15 protein-coding genes and 3 tRNA genes are annotated in these 16,061 nt (G+C 69.7%); 13 read left to right on the top strand and 5 right to left on the bottom strand.

Translation table 11 applies throughout. The features are described from left to right. The first annotated feature begins 45 nt into the window (after nucleotides 1-45). The 8 genes from DNK54_RS05820 (at nucleotide 46) to DNK54_RS05785 (ending at nucleotide 5,753) form a co-directional block, all read left to right on the top strand. Nucleotides 46-855: a fumarylacetoacetate hydrolase family protein gene (locus DNK54_RS05820; RefSeq protein WP_110206022.1), complete on the top strand. Its 810-nt coding sequence runs from the start codon at nucleotides 46-48 to the stop codon at nucleotides 853-855. 83 nt (nucleotides 856-938) lie between these two features. Next, nucleotides 939-2,381: a glutamate--tRNA ligase gene (gltX, locus tag DNK54_RS05815; RefSeq protein WP_239459987.1), complete on the top strand. Its 1,443-nt coding sequence runs from the start codon at nucleotides 939-941 to the stop codon at nucleotides 2,379-2,381. Further along, nucleotides 2,381-3,325 carry a CPBP family intramembrane glutamic endopeptidase gene (locus tag DNK54_RS05810; RefSeq protein WP_110206020.1) on the top strand — a complete coding sequence of 315 codons (945 nt, stop codon included), beginning with the start codon at nucleotides 2,381-2,383 and terminating at the stop codon, nucleotides 3,323-3,325. Before gltX ends, DNK54_RS05810 begins: the two co-directional genes overlap by 1 nt. A gap of 36 nt (nucleotides 3,326-3,361) precedes the next feature. Next, nucleotides 3,362-3,433: transfer RNA gene (locus DNK54_RS05805), tRNA-Gln, on the top strand. A 34-nt stretch (nucleotides 3,434-3,467) separates the two neighbouring features. Then, nucleotides 3,468-3,543: transfer RNA gene (locus tag DNK54_RS05800), tRNA-Glu, on the top strand. Nucleotides 3,544-3,659: 116 nt separating this feature from the next. Continuing rightward, a tRNA-Glu gene (locus tag DNK54_RS05795) sits at nucleotides 3,660-3,732 on the top strand. A 258-nt stretch (nucleotides 3,733-3,990) separates the two neighbouring features. Next, a complete protein-coding gene (locus tag DNK54_RS05790) occupies nucleotides 3,991-4,539 on the top strand; it encodes a PAS domain-containing protein (protein ID WP_110206019.1) in 549 nt (182 codons plus the stop codon). Beyond that, entirely contained in the window at nucleotides 4,536-5,753 is a 1,218-nt protein-coding gene (locus DNK54_RS05785) for a methyl-accepting chemotaxis protein (RefSeq protein ID WP_110206018.1), read from the top strand. Before DNK54_RS05790 ends, DNK54_RS05785 begins: the two co-directional genes overlap by 4 nt. Before the next feature lie 60 nt (nucleotides 5,754-5,813). Here the strand turns inward: DNK54_RS05785 and DNK54_RS05780 are convergent, their stop codons facing one another. Genes DNK54_RS05780 through DNK54_RS05765 form a run of 4 tightly spaced genes read right to left on the bottom strand, consistent with a single transcriptional unit; the run spans nucleotide 5,814 to nucleotide 9,236 of the window. Beyond that, nucleotides 5,814-6,209 (bottom strand): universal stress protein, encoded by a 396-nt coding sequence (locus DNK54_RS05780; protein ID WP_110206017.1) that lies wholly within the window; start codon nucleotides 6,207-6,209, stop codon nucleotides 5,814-5,816. Beyond that, nucleotides 6,206-7,711 carry a tripartite tricarboxylate transporter permease gene (locus DNK54_RS05775; protein ID WP_110206016.1) on the bottom strand — a complete coding sequence of 502 codons (1,506 nt, stop codon included), beginning with the start codon at nucleotides 7,709-7,711 and terminating at the stop codon, nucleotides 6,206-6,208. The genes DNK54_RS05780 and DNK54_RS05775 overlap by 4 nt, the downstream gene beginning before the upstream one ends. Next, the gene (locus tag DNK54_RS05770) at nucleotides 7,711-8,238 is read right to left on the bottom strand and encodes a tripartite tricarboxylate transporter TctB family protein (protein ID WP_204164440.1); all 528 of its coding nucleotides are present in this window, start codon (nucleotides 8,236-8,238) and stop codon (nucleotides 7,711-7,713) included. The genes DNK54_RS05775 and DNK54_RS05770 overlap by 1 nt, the downstream gene beginning before the upstream one ends. Then, nucleotides 8,235-9,236: a Bug family tripartite tricarboxylate transporter substrate binding protein gene (locus tag DNK54_RS05765; protein WP_110206015.1), complete on the bottom strand. Its 1,002-nt coding sequence runs from the start codon at nucleotides 9,234-9,236 to the stop codon at nucleotides 8,235-8,237. Before DNK54_RS05765 ends, DNK54_RS05770 begins: the two co-directional genes overlap by 4 nt. 93 nt (nucleotides 9,237-9,329) lie before the next feature. Here DNK54_RS05765 and DNK54_RS05760 point away from each other — a divergent pair, with 93 nt between their 5' ends. The 4 genes from DNK54_RS05760 to DNK54_RS05745 all read left to right on the top strand — a co-directional run bounded on the left by DNK54_RS05760 (nucleotide 9,330) and on the right by DNK54_RS05745 (nucleotide 13,687). Beyond that, nucleotides 9,330-10,967, top strand: a complete 1,638-nt coding sequence (locus tag DNK54_RS05760) for a sensor histidine kinase (RefSeq protein ID WP_110206014.1) — start codon at nucleotides 9,330-9,332, stop codon at nucleotides 10,965-10,967. After that, nucleotides 10,964-11,644, top strand: a complete 681-nt coding sequence (locus tag DNK54_RS05755; RefSeq protein WP_239459944.1) for a response regulator — start codon at nucleotides 10,964-10,966, stop codon at nucleotides 11,642-11,644. Before DNK54_RS05760 ends, DNK54_RS05755 begins: the two co-directional genes overlap by 4 nt. 61 nt (nucleotides 11,645-11,705) lie before the next feature. Then, the gene (locus tag DNK54_RS05750; RefSeq protein WP_110206013.1) at nucleotides 11,706-13,217 is read left to right on the top strand and encodes an AlkA N-terminal domain-containing protein; all 1,512 of its coding nucleotides are present in this window, start codon (nucleotides 11,706-11,708) and stop codon (nucleotides 13,215-13,217) included. Further along, nucleotides 13,205-13,687, top strand: a complete 483-nt coding sequence (locus tag DNK54_RS05745) for a methylated-DNA--[protein]-cysteine S-methyltransferase (protein ID WP_110206012.1) — start codon at nucleotides 13,205-13,207, stop codon at nucleotides 13,685-13,687. The genes DNK54_RS05750 and DNK54_RS05745 overlap by 13 nt, the downstream gene beginning before the upstream one ends. Before the next feature lie 121 nt (nucleotides 13,688-13,808). Here DNK54_RS05745 and DNK54_RS05740 read toward each other — a convergent pair whose 3' ends face one another. Next, the gene (locus DNK54_RS05740) at nucleotides 13,809-14,531 is read right to left on the bottom strand and encodes an IclR family transcriptional regulator (protein WP_110206011.1); all 723 of its coding nucleotides are present in this window, start codon (nucleotides 14,529-14,531) and stop codon (nucleotides 13,809-13,811) included. Nucleotides 14,532-14,620: 89 nt separating this feature from the next. Here DNK54_RS05740 and leuC point away from each other — a divergent pair, with 89 nt between their 5' ends. Then, entirely contained in the window at nucleotides 14,621-16,033 is a 1,413-nt protein-coding gene (leuC, locus tag DNK54_RS05735; protein WP_110206010.1) for a 3-isopropylmalate dehydratase large subunit, read from the top strand. The last annotated feature ends 28 nt before the right edge of the window (nucleotides 16,034-16,061 follow it).

Here is a 16,061-nt window from a genome sequence, read left to right as displayed (position 1 = left end):
TCGGCGGCGCAGGACGTGCAGGAGCCTGCCCATAGACTGGAAACCGTGCGCATCTGCAGATTCACCACCGGCGAGGAGCCGCTCTACGGCGTCCTGACCGGGGAACTCGACCAGTTCGGCCAGCCCGAGGAGGACGCGGTCATCGTCGGCCTCGCCGGGGACCCGCTCTATGTGGGGATCAAACTGCTGGAGGCGGAGTACAGGCTCGCTGACGTCCGGCTGCTCGCGCCGGTGCTGCCGCGCAGCAAGGTGGTGGCGATCGGCAAGAACTACGCCGCCCATGCCTCCGAGATGGGAGGGGACGTGCCGGCCGAGCCGTTGATGTTCCTCAAGCCCAACACCTCGGTGATCGGTCCAGGCGACGCGATCCAGTACCCGGCGCAGAGCAACGAGGTCCACTACGAGGGCGAGCTCGCGGTCGTGATCGGCAGGATCTGCCGCGACGTCCCCGCAGAGCAGGCGACCGACGTGATCCACGGCTACACGATCGCCAACGACGTGACTGCGCGGGACCTGCAGCGCAGCGACGTTCAGTTCACCCGGTCGAAGTCCTTCGACACCTTCTGCCCGCTCGGCCCGTGGATCGAGACCGACCTCGACCCGCAGACCTTCAACGACGGAGTGGCGATCCAGACGCATCTCAACGGGGAGCTCGTCCAGGACGGCAGCACTGCCGACATGGTCTTCGACATCCCCACCCTGGTCGCCCACATCAGCAGCGTGATGACGCTGCTGCCCGGCGACGTCATCCTCACCGGCACCCCGGAGGGTGTCGGTGCCATGAACGTCGGCGACGAGGTTGAGGTCTCCATCGCCGGCATCGGCTCACTCACGAACAAGGTGGCAACGCGTTGATGGTCTCGACAGGCTCGACCAACGAGGGCGCAGGCTCGACCAACGAGGGCGCAGGCTCGACCAACGGGACGGTCCGGGTCCGGATGGCCCCCTCGCCGACAGGCAGCCCGCACGTGGGCCTGGCACGTACGGCGCTCTTCAACTGGGCGTTCGCCCGCCACCACGGTGGCACGTTCGTCTTCCGGATCGAGGACACCGACAAGGAGCGCAACACCGAGGAGTCCTACGACTCGCTCATCGACCTGATGGGCTGGCTCGGCCTGCAGTGGGACGAGGGCGTGGTGGTCGGCGGGCCGTACGGGCCCTACCGCCAGAGCGAGCGCACCGACATCTACGTCGACGTGCTCGAGCGGTTGCGCGCCACCTCTGCCACCTACGACTGCTACTGCACGACCGAGGAGGCGACCGCTCGCCGCAAGGCGGCCGGCTCCAAGGTGATGGGGTACGACGGCTTCTGCCGGGAGCTCTCGGAGGAACAGCGGGCCGCGTTCGTCGCCGAGGGACGCAAGCCGGTCGTCCGCTTCCGGATGCCGGACGGCGAGATCACCTTCACCGACCTGGTGCGGGGCGAGATCTCGTTCCAGACGGAGTTCGTCCCCGACTTCGCGCTCTGCCGGGCGAACGGCGATCCGCTCTATACGCTGACCGCGCCGGTCGACGACGCCACGATGGAGATCACCCACGTGCTGCGTGGTGAGGACCTTCTTTCCAGCACCCCGCGCCAGATCGCACTCTTCGAGGCGCTCAAGGAGATCGGCGTCGCGAAGACGACGCCTGAGTTCGGGCACCTGCCTTACGTGATGGGGGAGGGAAACAAGAAGCTCTCCAAGCGAGACCCACAGGCGCACATGGCGCTCTACCGCGAGCAGGGCTTCCTGCCCGAGGGCCTCCTGAACTACCTGGCACTGCTCGGCTGGTCGATCGCCGCCGACCGCGACATCTTCACCCTCGAGGAGATGGTGGAGAAGTTCGACATCGCCGACGTGAACCCCAACCCGGCCCGCTTCGACCTGAAGAAGGCCGAGGCGATCAACGCGGACCACATGCGGATGCTCTCCCTGGACGAGCTCACCCACCGGGTGCTGCCGCTGCTCAAGGCGAGTGGGGTGGTGGGTGATCCGGTCTCGGAGGCTGACGCACAGCTGTTGGAGCAGGCGATGCCGCTGGTCGCGGAACGGATGAACAAGCTCACCGAGGCACCGGCGATGCTCGACTTCCTCTTCGTCGACGAGACGGCGTTCACCCGTGACGAGGCGGATGTCGAGAAGCTGCTCAACGAGGCCGGACGCGAGGTGGTCGGGGCCAGCATCGACGCACTCGATCCTCTGACGACGTGGGGCACGGCCGACATCGAGGCGGCGCTGCGCGCCAAGCTCATCGACGAGCTCGGCATGAAGCCGCGCAACGCCTTCGGGCCAGTGCGGGTGGCGGTCAGTGGGCGTCGCGTCTCGCCGCCGCTCTTCGAGTCCATGGAGCTCCTCGGCCGGGAGCGTTCGCTCGCCCGGCTGCGTAGCGCCCTCGATTGATGACGGAGGTCGACTACGCCCGGATCCACCGGCTGGGAGCCCCCGGCTGGTGGCGGCCGCTGGTCGGGGTGGTGTTCCTCGGGTCGCTCTTCTTCACCCTCGGCGTGATCCTGACCGTCGGACTGAGCCTGCTGCACGCCGTCGTGGAGGCGCAACGCGGTGGGAGCTTCGACGAGGCGCTCCAGGAGTCGATCCTTCCCGACGACACCCTGAGTCCCTGGGGCCTGGCGTACCTGGCTCTGTCGCTCGCCGTCCTCATTCCTCTGGCGATGGGTGCGCAGCGGTTGCTGCACGGCTTGCGTCCGGGCACGCTGATGTCAGTCGCCGGTCGGGTGCGCTGGCGCTGGTTCGCGGCGTGCACCGGGCTCGCAGTCGCGGCGTTGTTCGCCACGCTGATCGTTAGTGCGCTGGTGCCCAGTGACAACACGGCAACCGCCCTCGACGGCTCGGTCGTGAGCGCAGACGCGACGACCTGGTGGTTCCTGGCCGTCATCCTGCTGCTGATCCCGTTCCAGGCCGCGGGGGAGGAGTACGCCTTCCGGGGCTACCTGACCCAGGTCTTCGGCGGATGGTTCGGCACGGCTGCCGCGGTGCTGGTGCCTGCCCTGCTCTTCGCCTTCGCGCACGGAGCTCAAGACGCCCCGGTCTTCGTCGACCGGTTCGCCTTCGGTCTGGTTGCGGGGGTGTTGGTGATCCGTACCGGTGGCCTCGAGGCGGCCGTGGCGATGCACGTGCTCAACAACTGGTTCGCGTTCGGTCTGGCCCTGCTGCTGGGACACATGGACGACGTGCTGACACCGGCCGGCGGCAGCTGGTGGAGCCTCCCTGTCACGCTCACCCAGTCCCTGGTCTACCTCGGTCTCGCACTGTGGTTGGCGCCGCGCATGGGGGTCCGGAGGCAGACCGGAGGAGCCGTTTTGGCGGGCCCGCGAGGTCACGTGTAAGGTCATCTCTCGTTGCCGGCAATGCCGGAGACACCTTGGGATATGGTGTAATTGGCAGCACGACTGATTCTGGTTCAGTTAGTCAAGGTTCGAGTCCTTGTATCCCAGCGAAGCGAGTCGCTCGCCTGAGTCTTCTCGCCTTGCCCCGGTCGTCTAGCGGCCTAGGACGTCGCCCTCTCACGGCGGTAGCGAGGGTTCAAATCCCTTCCGGGGTACCACATCGGACTCCCTCAGCATGCTGGGGGAGTCCGCTGCATTTCCGCCGCCTGGCCGATTTCGCGGTCACCGGATCGTCCTGCTAAAGTAACCGTCGTTCCTGCCAAGGCGGGAACCTGCCCCGGTCGTCTAGCGGCCTAGGACGCCGCCCTCTCACGGCGGTAGCGAGGGTTCAAATCCCTTCCGGGGTACCCAGGTGGTCGCCATGATCACGAGTAGGCCCGGTCCCGCTTCTGCGGGACCGGGCCTACTGCATTTCTGCCCTGGAGTGCCTTGTTGCTGCTCGCTCGAGGGCCGGGTGACACGCGGGTGGTGTTCGCCGCCACAGTTGCCGGCGTACCCCCTGGTGCTGCCGAACGGTCGGGCAGGCGGGGTCCTGGTCCCGATGCGCTCAACTCCTCGTGCCGTCTGCCGATGAGGACGGCACAAGGCAACCAGCAGGAGGGCCCGTGCGCGCGACCAACGTGACCCCGACCGGGGTGGAGCGTCCGTTCCTGGACGACGAGATCATCGTGTCGAAGACCGATCTCAAGGGAAGGCTGACCTACGTCAACCGGCTCTTCGTCACCATCAGTGGCTATCCGGAGGATGAGCTCATCGGCCAGCCCCACAACGTGATTCGGCATCCTGACATGCCGCGGGCCGTCTTCGCGCTGCTGTGGGAGCGGATCCAGGCCGGAGAGGAGCTCTTCGGCTACATCGTCAACATGGCGGCCGACGGGGGTCACTACTGGGTGCTTGCGCATGTCACCCCGACCTTCGACGGGCAGGGCCGCGTCGTGGGCTACCACTCGAACCGCCGGACCGTCTCGAAGGAGACCGTCGCGCGGATCACCGCGATCTATCGGGACATCCTGCGTGAAGAGCGTCGGCACGACCACACCCCGACCGCGATCGAGGCCGGCCGGCGCCGGCTCGACGAGATCCTGGCCGAGACCGGGATGTCCTACGACGAGTTCGTCTGGTCGCTGGCCGGGACCGAGGAGGCTGCAGCATGAGCACCATGGAACTGACCCCGGCCGCCGAGGAGCACCGGGCCGGCGACCCCGACGAGGTCGTCGCGCTGCGCCGTGCCCTCGCCGAGATCACCCAGGTCTGCTCCGCCGCAGCCAGAGGCGACCTGGAGCCTCGTGTCCCCACCCTCGGCGACGATCCGGAGCTGGTGCGGGCCCGTGACGCCATCAACCATCTCCTCGACCTCACGGACGCCTACGTCCGGGAGTCGAGCGCCTCGCTGAGTGCGGCGAGCCACTCGGAGTTCCACCGGAGGTTCCTGCAGCGGGGCATGCTCGGCAGCTTCCGTGCCGGCGCCGGCACCATCAACCAGGCCATCGACTCCATGGCCCAGGGACAGCAGGCGCTGGAGCAGGCACATCAACGCCGTCGGGAGCTCGCCGACTCCTTCGAGGAGGCCGTGCTCGGCCTGGCGGAGCAGGTCGCGGCTGCCGCCACGGAGATGGAGGCCGCATCGCGCACGCTTGCCACCGGAGCCGAGGAGACCGCGGGGCGCGCGAGTCAGGTCGCCCACGGCGCAGGTACGGCGACGGAGGCGGTCACCGTCGCCGCAGCCGCCGTCGAGGAGCTCGCCGCCACCGTAAAGGCGATCGAGCTGCAGGCCGGCGCGTCCAACGAGGCCGGTGCGGACGCCGTACGGGAGGCCGAGGCGACGATGGCGACCATCGACGGACTGGCGGTCGCCTCCAAGGAGATCGGCGAGGTGGTCAACCTCATCAACGAGGTCGCCAGCCAGACCCGGCTCCTCGCCCTCAACGCGACGATCGAGGCCGCCCGCGCCGGCGAGTCCGGCAAGGGTTTCGCCGTGGTGGCGGCCGAGGTGAAGTCCCTGGCCGGCCAGACCTCTGAGGCGACCGAGCGGATCGAGTCGCAGGTGCAGTCGATGCAGGATGCGACCGCTGGCGTCATCGAGGCGATCTCGACGATCACCACCACCGTGCGCGGCATGGGTGACAACATCAGCACCATCGCCGGATCCGTCTCCGAGCAGCGCCAGGCGTCTGCGGAGCTGAGCGAGACCACCAGCCGGGCCGCGCTCGCGGTGACCCAGGTAGGTGAGGACATCGGGGCGATCGGCAGCGCCACGGAGGAGACCAGCTCCGGAGCCTCACAGATGACGACCGCCTCACTGGAGCTGTCCCGGCTGGCTGCCGACCTCCGGATGCAGGTGGGGGAGTTCCTCAGCCAGATCCGGTGAGACACGCGCACGGCACCGTCGGTGATCGCTCACCAGCGGTGCCGTGCAGCTGAGCCGAAGTCAGTCCGGCTTGACCGCCAGCACCGGGCAGTCGGCCGTCAGCAGGATCCGTTGCGAGACGCTGCCCATCAGCAGCTTGCCGACCGGGCTGCGGCGGCGTACGCCGACGACGACCAGGATGGCTCCACGCTCCTGGGCGACCTCGACCACCAGGTCGCCGACGTCGGCGCCGACCACCTGACGCACCTCGGCGCTGACACCGGTGGCGGCCAGCCGGGCGGTCAGCTCCGTGAGCTGTGCGCTGCCGGCGAAGCTGTCGTCGACCAGCGCGTCGCCCCGGGTGCCGTTGACCACCAGAAGCTCCGCGTCACGCAGCCGCGCCTCGGCGACGGCGGCCTCGACCGCGGCCTGGCCGAACTGGTCGGGGGTGTAGGCAACGACGATCGTGCGGCTCATGCGCGCACCTCCACATCGGTCGGGGTCCGTCGGCGCAGGGCACCCAGGACCAGCGGGGTCACGATCGCCAACACAGCGACCACGTAGAGCACGATGGCGAGTGTCTCGTTGAAGAGCCCCGAGGCTTCGCCGCCGGAGATGATGAGGGCCTCGCGGAAGCTCTTCTCGCCCAGCGGCCCGAGGATGACGCCGAGGATCAGGGGCAGCACCGGGAGACCGAACCGGCGCATCGTCAGTCCGAGCAGGCCGAAGACCAGCAGCAGGAAGACGTCGAAGGGCTGCAGGTTCGCCGAGTAGGCGCCCAGGGAGGCGAAGAAGAGGATGCCGGCGTACAGGTAGGGCCGGGGGATGACCAGCAGCTTCGCCCACAGCGGGGCCAGCGGAAGATTGAGGACCAGCAGCAGCGCGTTGCCGATCAGCAGGCTGGCCAGCAGCGTCCACACCAGGTCGGCATGCTCGCTCATCAGCTGCGGTCCGGGCTGGATGCCCTGGCCCTGAAGCGCGGCCAGCATGACGGCCGAGGTCGCCGTCACCGGGATGCCCATCGCCAGCAGCGGCACGAAGGTCCCCGCTGCGGAGGCGTTGTTGGCGGCTTCGGGGCCGGCCACGCCTTCGATCGCACCCTCCCCGAACTCCTCGCCCTTGCGCAGCCGGCGCTCGAGCACGTAGGAGAGGAACGTGGGCGTCTCGGCTCCTCCTGCCGGTACGGCGCCGAACGGGAACCCGAGTGCGGTGCCCCGGAACCACGGGCCCCAGCTGCGCTTCCAGTCCTCCTTGCCCATCCAGGGCTGTCCGACCGGGATGACCTCGAGCGGCTTGCGGCGCAGGTGTGCGGCCACCCAGAGCGCCTCGCCGAGAGCGAAGATACCGACTGCGACCACGACGATGTCGAGACGGTCGGCCAGCAGTGGCTGGTCGAAGCTGAGCCGGGGCTGCCCGGTGTTGAGGTCCATCCCGACCAGCCCGATGGTGAGGCCGAGGAAGAGCGAGATGAAGCCGCGCAGCTTGGAGTCTCCGAGCACGCTGGTGACCAGCACCATGGCAAGCACGATGATCGCGAAGTACGACGGCGCGCCGATCTCCACCCCGATGTCAGCCAGCCAGGGAGCGCAGAACGCCACTAGAAGAGTGCCGATGGTGCCGGCGATGAAGGAGCCGATGGCTGCGGTGGCCAGCGCTTGGGCAGCGCGGCCCTTCTTCGCCATCTTGTTGCCCTCCAGCGCCGTCATCACCGACGCCGACTCGCCCGGGGTGTTCAGCAGGATCGAGGTCGTCGACCCTCCGTACATGCCGCCGTAGTAGATGCCGGCGAACATGATGAACGACTGGGTCGGTCCCAGCCCGAAGGTGACCGGCAGCAACAGTGCCACCGCCATGGCGGGCCCGATGCCGGGGAGCACCCCGACGAAGGTGCCCAGAATGACGCCGATGGCGGCGTACATGAGGTTCTCGGGGCTGGCGGCGGCGCCGAGTCCGTCGAGCAGCAGGTTCACGTTGTCCATCACAGGATCCCGTCCAGGATGCCGGGGGAGAGCGCGATGCCCAGGCCGGAGTAGAAGGCATAGAAGCTCCCCACGGAGAGCACCGCGCCGACGATCAGGTCACGGATCAGCGTGCGGCTGCCCAACGCCCAGGCGCTGCCGGCGAAGAGGAGCGCGCCGGTGATCGCCCAGCCCAGCGGCTTGATCGTGGCGATGGTGAAGACCAGCACTCCCACCAGCTTGAGCACGGTCACCCAGTCGGTGCCTTGGCTGAGGTCGACGTCCTCACCGCCCTCGACGGTGCCCCGATCCCCGCGCAGGGTGGCCACCACGAGCAGGACGGAGAGGAGCAGCATCACGCTGCCGATCACGTAGGGGAACGCCTGGGGGCCGACCGGGTCACCGAAGCCGACCCGGAGCGACTGGGCGTCGTAGAGCGTGTAGCCGCCGATCAGCGCCAGCAGCGCGGCGAGACCGAACTGTGCACGGTCGCCACCCTGCTCGGGCGACTCCAGCTCGGCCATGCCGACCTCTGAGATCTCACTCATAGCAGTCCCAACTCCTCCAGGGTCGTCGCCACGCGCTCGTCCTGCTCCTCCAGGAACGTGCCGAACTCATCGCCGGTCTTGAACGCGTCGATCCACTTGTTGTCCTCCAGCGCCTGCTTCCACTGCGGGGTGTCGTGCATCCGCTCGAGGTAGCCGATCAGCTCCTGACGGCGTTTCTCCGAGATGCCGGGCGGGGCCACCACACCGCGCCAGTTGGTGAAGACCAGGTCGACACCCGACTCGACCAGCGTCGGAATCTCCTCGGCGAACCCGTCCATCCGCTCCTCGCCGGAGACGGCCAGCACGCGCAGCTCGCCAGCCTCGATCTGCCCCTCGAACTCGCCGAGGCCGCTGAAGCCGACAGCGATCTTGTGGCCGAGCAGCGCGCTGGTGAGCGGGCCGCCGCCGTCGTAGGGCACGTAGCGCACTTTCTTGGGCTCGACGCCCACGGTGCTGGCCAGTTGCATCGGGAAGAGGTGGTCGGGCCCGCCGAGCGAGGAGCCGCCGCCCACCGCGATCCGGTCTGGTCGCTTCCGCCAGTCCTCGATGAAGTCGTCGATCGTCCGGTACGGGGAGTCGGCCGGCACCAGCACGCCCTCCTGGTCCTCGATCAGCTGGGCGAGCGGGGTGGCGTCCTTGAGCTTGTGCGGCAGGCCGAAGGAGTACGAGGAGCCGACCACGCCGAGCCCGACGGTCATCATCACGTTGCCGTCGCCCTCGGCGTTCATCAGGCTGGTGAGGGCCACCGAGCCGCCGGCTCCCATGATGTTGGTGACCTGGAACGTGCCACCGGTGATCTTCTCGGCCTCGAGGACGGCGACCGCTGCTCGGCCCGTCTGGTCGTAGCCGCCGCCGGGGCTGTTCGGGATGTACATCGTCATGTCTTTCGACGGGTCACCCCTGGTGACGCCACATCCGGTGGCGCTGAGGGCTGCCAGGACGAGGCCGAGGCCGACCGCGATCACGCGGTGCCGTCGGCGTGGGCCGGGGAGGGTCATCGTCTCTCCTCAGGTCGGGAGTGTGTACAGGGTGATACTGCGGCGATGATGTGGTGAGCGTCACCGTTGCGGAAGCAAAGGAGGTTATGGAACTTGTGGTCACCGCGGAGCACCCGGCCACGGCTCTCGATGGCGGGGCAGTTCCTGCTCCTCCAGCTGACGATCCTGCTCATCGCGCTGGCGGTCGCCAGCGTCGCCTCGCTGCGGCAGAGCGAGGCCGACTTCCGGGCGCAGCGCGCCGTTCCGCTGCGGGTGACGGCCCAGGACCTGGCCAACCTCGAGGTGGTACGCACGCAGCTCAGCCAGCGGCCCGTGCTCCAGTCCCTGACGTCGTACGCCGAGCAGTTCCGCAGGCGCAGCGGCGCCACCGTCGTGCACCTGACGGATGCACAGGGCCGGATCCTGGTCAGCTCGGACCCGACGGCCGTCGGGAGGCGGGTGCGCCTGGACGAGAGTGGCGCCGATCAGGGTCGCACCTGGAGCGGTGACGTCCAAGAGCGCGGTCGCACCGCTCTGGCCGCCCACGCACCGGTCTTCGACGCCGGGGCCGCGACCGGCACGCCTGACGGACCGCGGCCGCCGGCGCAGGTCGGCATCGTCGTCGTGATGGACGACTACCCCTCGCTCGCCGACCGTGCCGCCGACCTGCTTCCGGACCTGGTGCGCTTCCTGGGCCTCGGCCTGGCGCTCGGGCTGATCGGCGCCTGGTTGCTGTCACGTCTGGTGAAGCGACGTACCCGCGGTCTGGAGCCGGTGGAGATCGCCGCGCTCGCCGATCACCGCGAGGCGCTGCTCCGGTCGGTCCGCGAGGGCGTCGTCGCGGTCGGCGCCGACGGCGTGATCACCGTGCTCAACGACAGCGCGCGGAAGCTGCTCGACCTCGACGCCGCTGTCGGGGCGGAGGGCACGCCGGTGGCTGATCTCCCCGTGCAGCCGCAGGTCCTGGACCTACTCACCGGCGGTGGGGACCAGCACGACCGCGTGCTCGTGGTGGGGGAGCGGGTCCTGGTGGCGAACCGCAACCCGGTGCGGTACGGCGGCCGACAGGTCGGTGCCGTGACCACGCTGCGCGACCGGACCGAGCTGCTGGCGATGCAGAGCGAGCTGACCGCGCGGGAGAGCATCACCGAGACGCTGCGCGCGCAGACCCACGAGTTCAGCAACCAGCTCCACATGATCTCCGGACTGGTGCAGCTGGAGGCCTACGACGAGGTGTCGGCGCTGATCGGCACCCTCACCCGACGGCGGGCGGAGATCAACGAGCTGGTCACTGCCCGTGTCTTGGATCCCGCCGTGGCCGCACTGCTCATCGCGAAGATCAGTCTCGCGGCCGAGCGGGGCATCGAGGTGGTGCTGGCCGACACCGTCCTGCCTCACCTGGACCCCGACCTGTCGGCCGACGTCGGCACCGTGCTCGGCAACCTGGTCGACAACGCGATCGACGCGACGGTCGCGGCGGGAGGCCGGAGGATCGACGTACAACTGGCAGTGACCGAGGACGCCGTCGCCGTCCAGGTCCTCGACACCGGCAGCGGAGTGCCGCCGGAAGCGGTCGACGAGATCTTCCGGCGTGGATGGAGCACCAAGCCTTCGGACGCCAGCGGTCGTGGCGTGGGACTGGCGTTGGTGCAGGTGGTGTGCGCTCGGCGGGGCGGTCACGTCTCGGTGCACAATCAGCAGGGCGCGGTCTTCACCGCCGTCCTCCCGATGACGAGCAGGAGCACCTCGTGAACCCTCCGCTGCGCGTGCTGGTGGTCGACGACGACTTCATGGTGGCCTCCATCCACACCCGATTCGTGGAGCGGATGCGGGGCTTCGAGGTGGTCGGCACCGCCGGGACCGGGGCGACGGCGTTGAGCGAGATCGACCGCCTGGGCCCGGATCTCGTGCTGCTCGACGTCCACCTGCCCGACCTGACCGGGATCGAGGTACTCCGGCGCCTCCGGGGGGCCGGCAACGACGTCGGTGTGCTCATGGTGACCGCTGCCCGCGAGGCGGAGACGGTGCGCGCCGCCGCCGCCGGCGGTGCGACCCACTACCTGGTCAAGCCGTTCGACTTCGAAGACCTCCGGGTGCGCATGGAGGCGTTCGCCGCTCAGCTGCAGGCGCTCGATGAGGCCGAGTCCGGTCAGGTCGCGATCGATGCGGTTTTCGCCGCGGGGATGCGCCCCGCACGTGCGGCGCTTCCGAAGGGGCTGAGCCAGCCGACGCTGGAGGCGGTGCTCGAGGTGCTTGCCGGGCTGCCGGAGGAGGCCGACCTCTCCGCGGCCGAGTGTGCAGAGCGGGTCGGGGTCTCGCGCGTCTCGGCACGGCGCTACCTCGAGCACTGTGTGGAGACCGGCACGGCCGGAGTGCGGTTGAGGTACGGCGGGGCCGGGCGGCCCGAGCGGCGCTATCACCGGAACTGAGCACGACGGTCATGTCCGATTCCCGCGAGAAGATGTCGGGGGAGTCGGGCACCATAGGGACATGCACCGAGATCGGGAGGCCTGCTACCGGGCCGTGAAGAGTCGGGACCGCAGGTTCGACGGACGCTTCGTGACCGCGGTGCACACCACGGGCATCTACTGTCGCCCCTCCTGCCCGGCACGTACCCCGGCCTTCGCTCACGTCAGCTTCTATCCGACCGCTGCCGCCGCCCAGTCCGAGGGGTTCCGTGCCTGCAAGCGCTGCCTGCCGGACGCCACACCGGGTGACCCCGACTGGGACCTGGCAGCCGACGTCGCCGGCCGGGCGATGCGCCTGATCGCCGATGGCATCGTCGATCGCGAGGGCGTACCCGGCCTGGCGGCTCGGCTCGGCTATACGCCGCGCCATCTCGGCAGGCTGCTGACGGCGCAGCTCGGTGCCGGCCCGCTCGCTCTCGCGAGAGCGCGGCGCGCCCAGACGGCGCGCGTGCTCGTCGAGACGACCGAGCTGCCGCTCGCGGACGTCGCCTTCGCCGCGGGCTTCTCCAGCGTGCGCCAGTTCAACGACACCTTCGCCGAGGTCTACGCGAGCTCACCGAGCCGACTCCGGCAACGGCGCTCCCCGCAGCGATCCCGCACCGCCGCCGACGTGCCCCGGCCGGGAGCCGCACTGGTCGTGCACCACCGGCTGCCGGTGCGCACGCCCTTCGCCGGGTCGGCCCTTCTGGCGTTCCTGGCGGTCCGTGCGGTGCCCGGCGTCGAGGCGGCGGGCCCTGGCTGGTACGCCCGCACGCTCGATCTTCCGCACGGACCTGGCTCCGTGCGACTCGAGCTGCGCGACCACCTCGACGTGGGCGGGGTCGCCCAGGTCGAGGCGACGTTCCGGCTGGGCGATCTACGCGACCTGGCGGCCGCTACGGAGCGGGTACGCCGCCTGATCGATGCCGACTGCGACCCGGTGGCCGTCGACGACGAGCTGGGTGCCGACCCGCTCCTCGCCGCGCTGGTACGCCGCCACCCCGGCCTCCGCGTTCCCGGCCATGTCTCCGGGCCCGAGCTTGCGGTGCGGGCGGTGCTGGGGCAGCAGGTGAGCGTTGCGGCTGCCCGGACGCTCGCGGCGCGTCTTGCCGTCGACCTGGGGGAGTCGCTGCCCGAGCCGACCGACGAGGGGCTGACCCACCTCTTCCCCGGGCCCGGTGCGCTCGCCGGTCACGACCCGGCAGCGCTGGCCATGCCGCGCGCCCGCGCGGAGGCGCTGACGGGGATCGCGCGGGCGATCGCCGACGGCACGCTCCCACTCGACCACGCCATGGATCGTGAGGAGTCGCGGGCGCGCCTGCTCGGCCTCCGCGGGATCGGCCCCTGGACCGCCGACTACATCCTGATGCGGGCACTGGCACACCCGGATGTGCTGTTGGGCGGCGACGCCGGCACCCGGCAGGCGCTCGGCCGTCTCGCGCCGGGACAGGAGGTCGGCGGGTTGGCTGGCCGGTGGCGTCCCTGGCGTTCCTACGCCCAGCAGCACCTGTGGCATTCGTTGAGCGAGGAGAGGATCCACCCATGTGGACAGTGATGCAGTCACCCGTCGGAGATCTGCGCATCGTGGCGCAGGACGACGCGATCACGCGCGTCGAGTTCAGTCCCCACCGCCGTCCGGAGGACGGCCGGCCAGTAGGCGAGTGCTGTGACGACGCCCCGCTCCTCGTCGAGGCGCGGGCACAACTGGCGGCGTACTTCGCCCGTGAGCTCAAGGAGTTCACACTCCCGCTGGCGCCGATCGGCACCGACTTCCAGCAACAGGTCTGGGCCCAGCTCTGCAAGATCCCGTGGGGCGAGACGGCGACCTACGGGCAGATCGCGCACCGGCTCGGCCGCACCAATGCCGCCTCGCGCGCCGTCGGCCTGGCCAACGGGCGCAACCCGATCCCAATCGTGGTGCCTTGCCACCGCGTCATCGGCGCCGACGGCACGCTGACCGGCTATGCAGGAGGGATGGACCGCAAGCAGGTGCTCCTCGACATCGAGGCCGACGTCCTCTTCTGAGCCCACCCCCGCTCCGCCGTACGCCGCCCCTCGCCTTCGATGGAGCGTGAGGGCTGGCAGAACGCGGAGAAGGAGCCCTGGCGCTCCATCGAAGCGTCTCGACAGCCGCCGCGCCGCCCTGCTATTCCGCGGCGGCGCGCCGCAGTGACTCCGAGAGCCGCTCGGCGGCGGCCATGACGGCGGGGGCGTGCATCCGGCCCGGCTGGCGCGAGAGTCGCTCCAGCGGTCCGGAGACGGAGACGGCGGCGATGATCTTGCCGCTGGGGGAGCGCACCGGCGCGGAGACCGAGGCGACGCCCTGCTCGCGCTCGCCGATCGACTGCGCCCAGCCCCGACGACGGATGCCGGAGAGAGCCGTGGCGGAGAAGGCGGCGTTCTGCAGGCCGCGGTGCATTCGCTCCGGGTCCTCCCAGGCGAGGAGCACCTGGGCTGCGGAGCCGGCTCGCATCGTGAGCTGCGACCCCACCGGGATCGTGTCGCGCAGGCCGCTCGGTCGCTCGGCAGCCGCCACGCAGACGCGGTGCTCCCCCTGGCGTCGCCACAGCTGCGCCGACTCGCCGGTGATGTCGCGCAGTCGCGCCAGAACGGGGCCGGCCGCTGCCAGCAGTCGGTCCTCGCCCGCCGCGGCGGAGAGCTCGGCCAGGCGGGGGCCGAGAACGAAGCGTCCCTGCATGTCTCGGGCGACGAGACGGTGGTGCTCCAGGGCGACCGCCAGGCGGTGTGCCGTCGGCCGGGCCAGGCCGGTGCCGGCCACCAGGCCGGCGAGAGTGGCCGGTCCCGCCTCCAGTGCGGAAAGCACCAGGGCCGCTTTGTCGAGCACTCCGACTCCGCTAGAGTTGTCCATATGGCAATACTGCCGTCTCAGATCATGGGATGCAAGGGTTATCGTGTGATCTCACCGAAAACGAACGTGTGCAGCTGCGGGAGGTAGGAATGGGCAAGACCCTGGTCGAGAAGGTGTGGGACGAGCACGTCGTCCGCAGTGCCGAGGGAGAGCCCGACCTGCTCTACATCGATCTTCACCTCATTCACGAGGTCACCTCGCCCCAGGCCTTCGACGGCCTGCGGCTGGCCGGCCGGGCGGTACGTCGTCCCGACCTGACCCTGGCCACCGAGGATCACAACGTCCCGACGCTCGACTGGGACCAGCCGATCGCCGACCCGGTCAGCAAGACCCAGGTCGACACGCTGCGCAAGAACGCCGCCGAGTTCGGCGTGCGTCTGCACCCGCTGGGCGATGTCGAGCAGGGCATCGTGCACGTCGTCGGCCCGCAGCTGGGCCTGACCCAGCCGGGGATGACGATCGTCTGCGGCGACTCCCACACCTCTACCCACGGCGCCTTCGGGGCGATCGCCTTCGGTATCGGCACCTCCGAGGTCGAGCACGTGCTGGCCACGCAGACCCTCATGCAGGCCAAGCCGAAGACGATGGCCGTCACGGTCAACGGCAGCCTGCCGGAGGGCGTCACCGCCAAGGACCTGGTGCTCACGCTGATTGCGCACACCGGCACCGGTGGCGGCCAGGGCTACATCGTCGAGTACCGCGGCCAGGCCATCGAGGAGCTCTCGATGGAAGGCCGCATGACCGTCTGCAACATGTCGATCGAGTGGGGCGCCAAGGCGGGGCTCATCGCCCCCGACCAGACCACCTTCGACTACATCGAGGGCAAGCCGGAGGCACCGAAGGGCGCTGCCTGGGATGCTGCCGTCGCGCACTGGAAGACGTTGGTCACCGACGAGGACGCCGTCTTCGACAAGGAGATCGTGCTCGACGCCGCGACGATGACGCCGTTCGTCACGTGGGGCACCAACCCGGGCCAGGGCGTGCCGCTGGGCGCCGATGTGCCCATCCCTGCGGACTTCGCCGACGAGCAGGACCGCGTCGCAGCCGAGAAGGCCCTCGAGTACATGGGCCTCGAAGCAGGCACCCCGATGCGCGACATCAAGGTCGACACCGTCTTCGTCGGCTCGTGCACCAACGGCCGGATCGAGGATCTGCGGCTCGCAGCCGAGATCCTCAAGGGGCACACGGTCGCCGACGGCACCCGCCTGCTCGTCGTCCCGGGCTCGGTCCGGGTGCGGATGCAGGCCGAGGCCGAGGGGTTGCATGAGGTCTTCGTAGCTGCCGGCGCCGAATGGCGGGGAGCAGGCTGCTCGATGTGCCTGGGCATGAACCCCGACCAGCTCGCCCCGGGCGAGCGCAGCGCCTCCACCTCGAACCGGAACTTCGAGGGACGGCAGGGCAAGGGGGGCCGGACCCATCTGGTCTCCGTGCCCGTCGCTGCCGCCACCGCGGTGCGCGGCACGCTCTCCTCGCCCGCCGATCTCGTGCCCGCCAGCGTCTGATCTCGACAAGCTCGATCACCGGAGAATC

The organism is Nocardioides daejeonensis, from assembly GCF_003194585.1.
Lineage (GTDB): Bacteria > Actinomycetota > Actinomycetes > Propionibacteriales > Nocardioidaceae > Nocardioides > Nocardioides daejeonensis.
This window is presented reverse-complemented; position numbering and strand designations above follow the sequence as displayed.

Bases quoted from the DNA above. Each gene is read 5' to 3' on its own strand.
- gltX (WP_239459987.1), top strand. From the start codon at position 939: ATGGCCCCCTCGCCGACAGGCAGCCCGCACGTGGGCCTGGCACGTACG.
- DNK54_RS05810 (WP_110206020.1), top strand. From the start codon at position 2,381: ATGACGGAGGTCGACTACGCCCGGATCCACCGGCTGGGAGCCCCCGGC.
- DNK54_RS05785 (WP_110206018.1), top strand. From the start codon at position 4,536: ATGAGCACCATGGAACTGACCCCGGCCGCCGAGGAGCACCGGGCCGGC.
- DNK54_RS05780 (WP_110206017.1), bottom strand. From the start codon at position 6,209: ATGAGCCGCACGATCGTCGTTGCCTACACCCCCGACCAGTTCGGCCAG.
- DNK54_RS05775 (WP_110206016.1), bottom strand. From the start codon at position 7,711: ATGGACAACGTGAACCTGCTGCTCGACGGACTCGGCGCCGCCGCCAGC.
- DNK54_RS05770 (WP_204164440.1), bottom strand. From the start codon at position 8,238: ATGAGTGAGATCTCAGAGGTCGGCATGGCCGAGCTGGAGTCGCCCGAG.
- DNK54_RS05765 (WP_110206015.1), bottom strand. From the start codon at position 9,236: ATGACCCTCCCCGGCCCACGCCGACGGCACCGCGTGATCGCGGTCGGC.
- DNK54_RS05750 (WP_110206013.1), top strand. From the start codon at position 11,706: ATGCACCGAGATCGGGAGGCCTGCTACCGGGCCGTGAAGAGTCGGGAC.
- DNK54_RS05745 (WP_110206012.1), top strand. From the start codon at position 13,205: ATGTGGACAGTGATGCAGTCACCCGTCGGAGATCTGCGCATCGTGGCG.
- DNK54_RS05740 (WP_110206011.1), bottom strand. From the start codon at position 14,531: ATGGACAACTCTAGCGGAGTCGGAGTGCTCGACAAAGCGGCCCTGGTG.
- leuC (WP_110206010.1), top strand. From the start codon at position 14,621: ATGGGCAAGACCCTGGTCGAGAAGGTGTGGGACGAGCACGTCGTCCGC.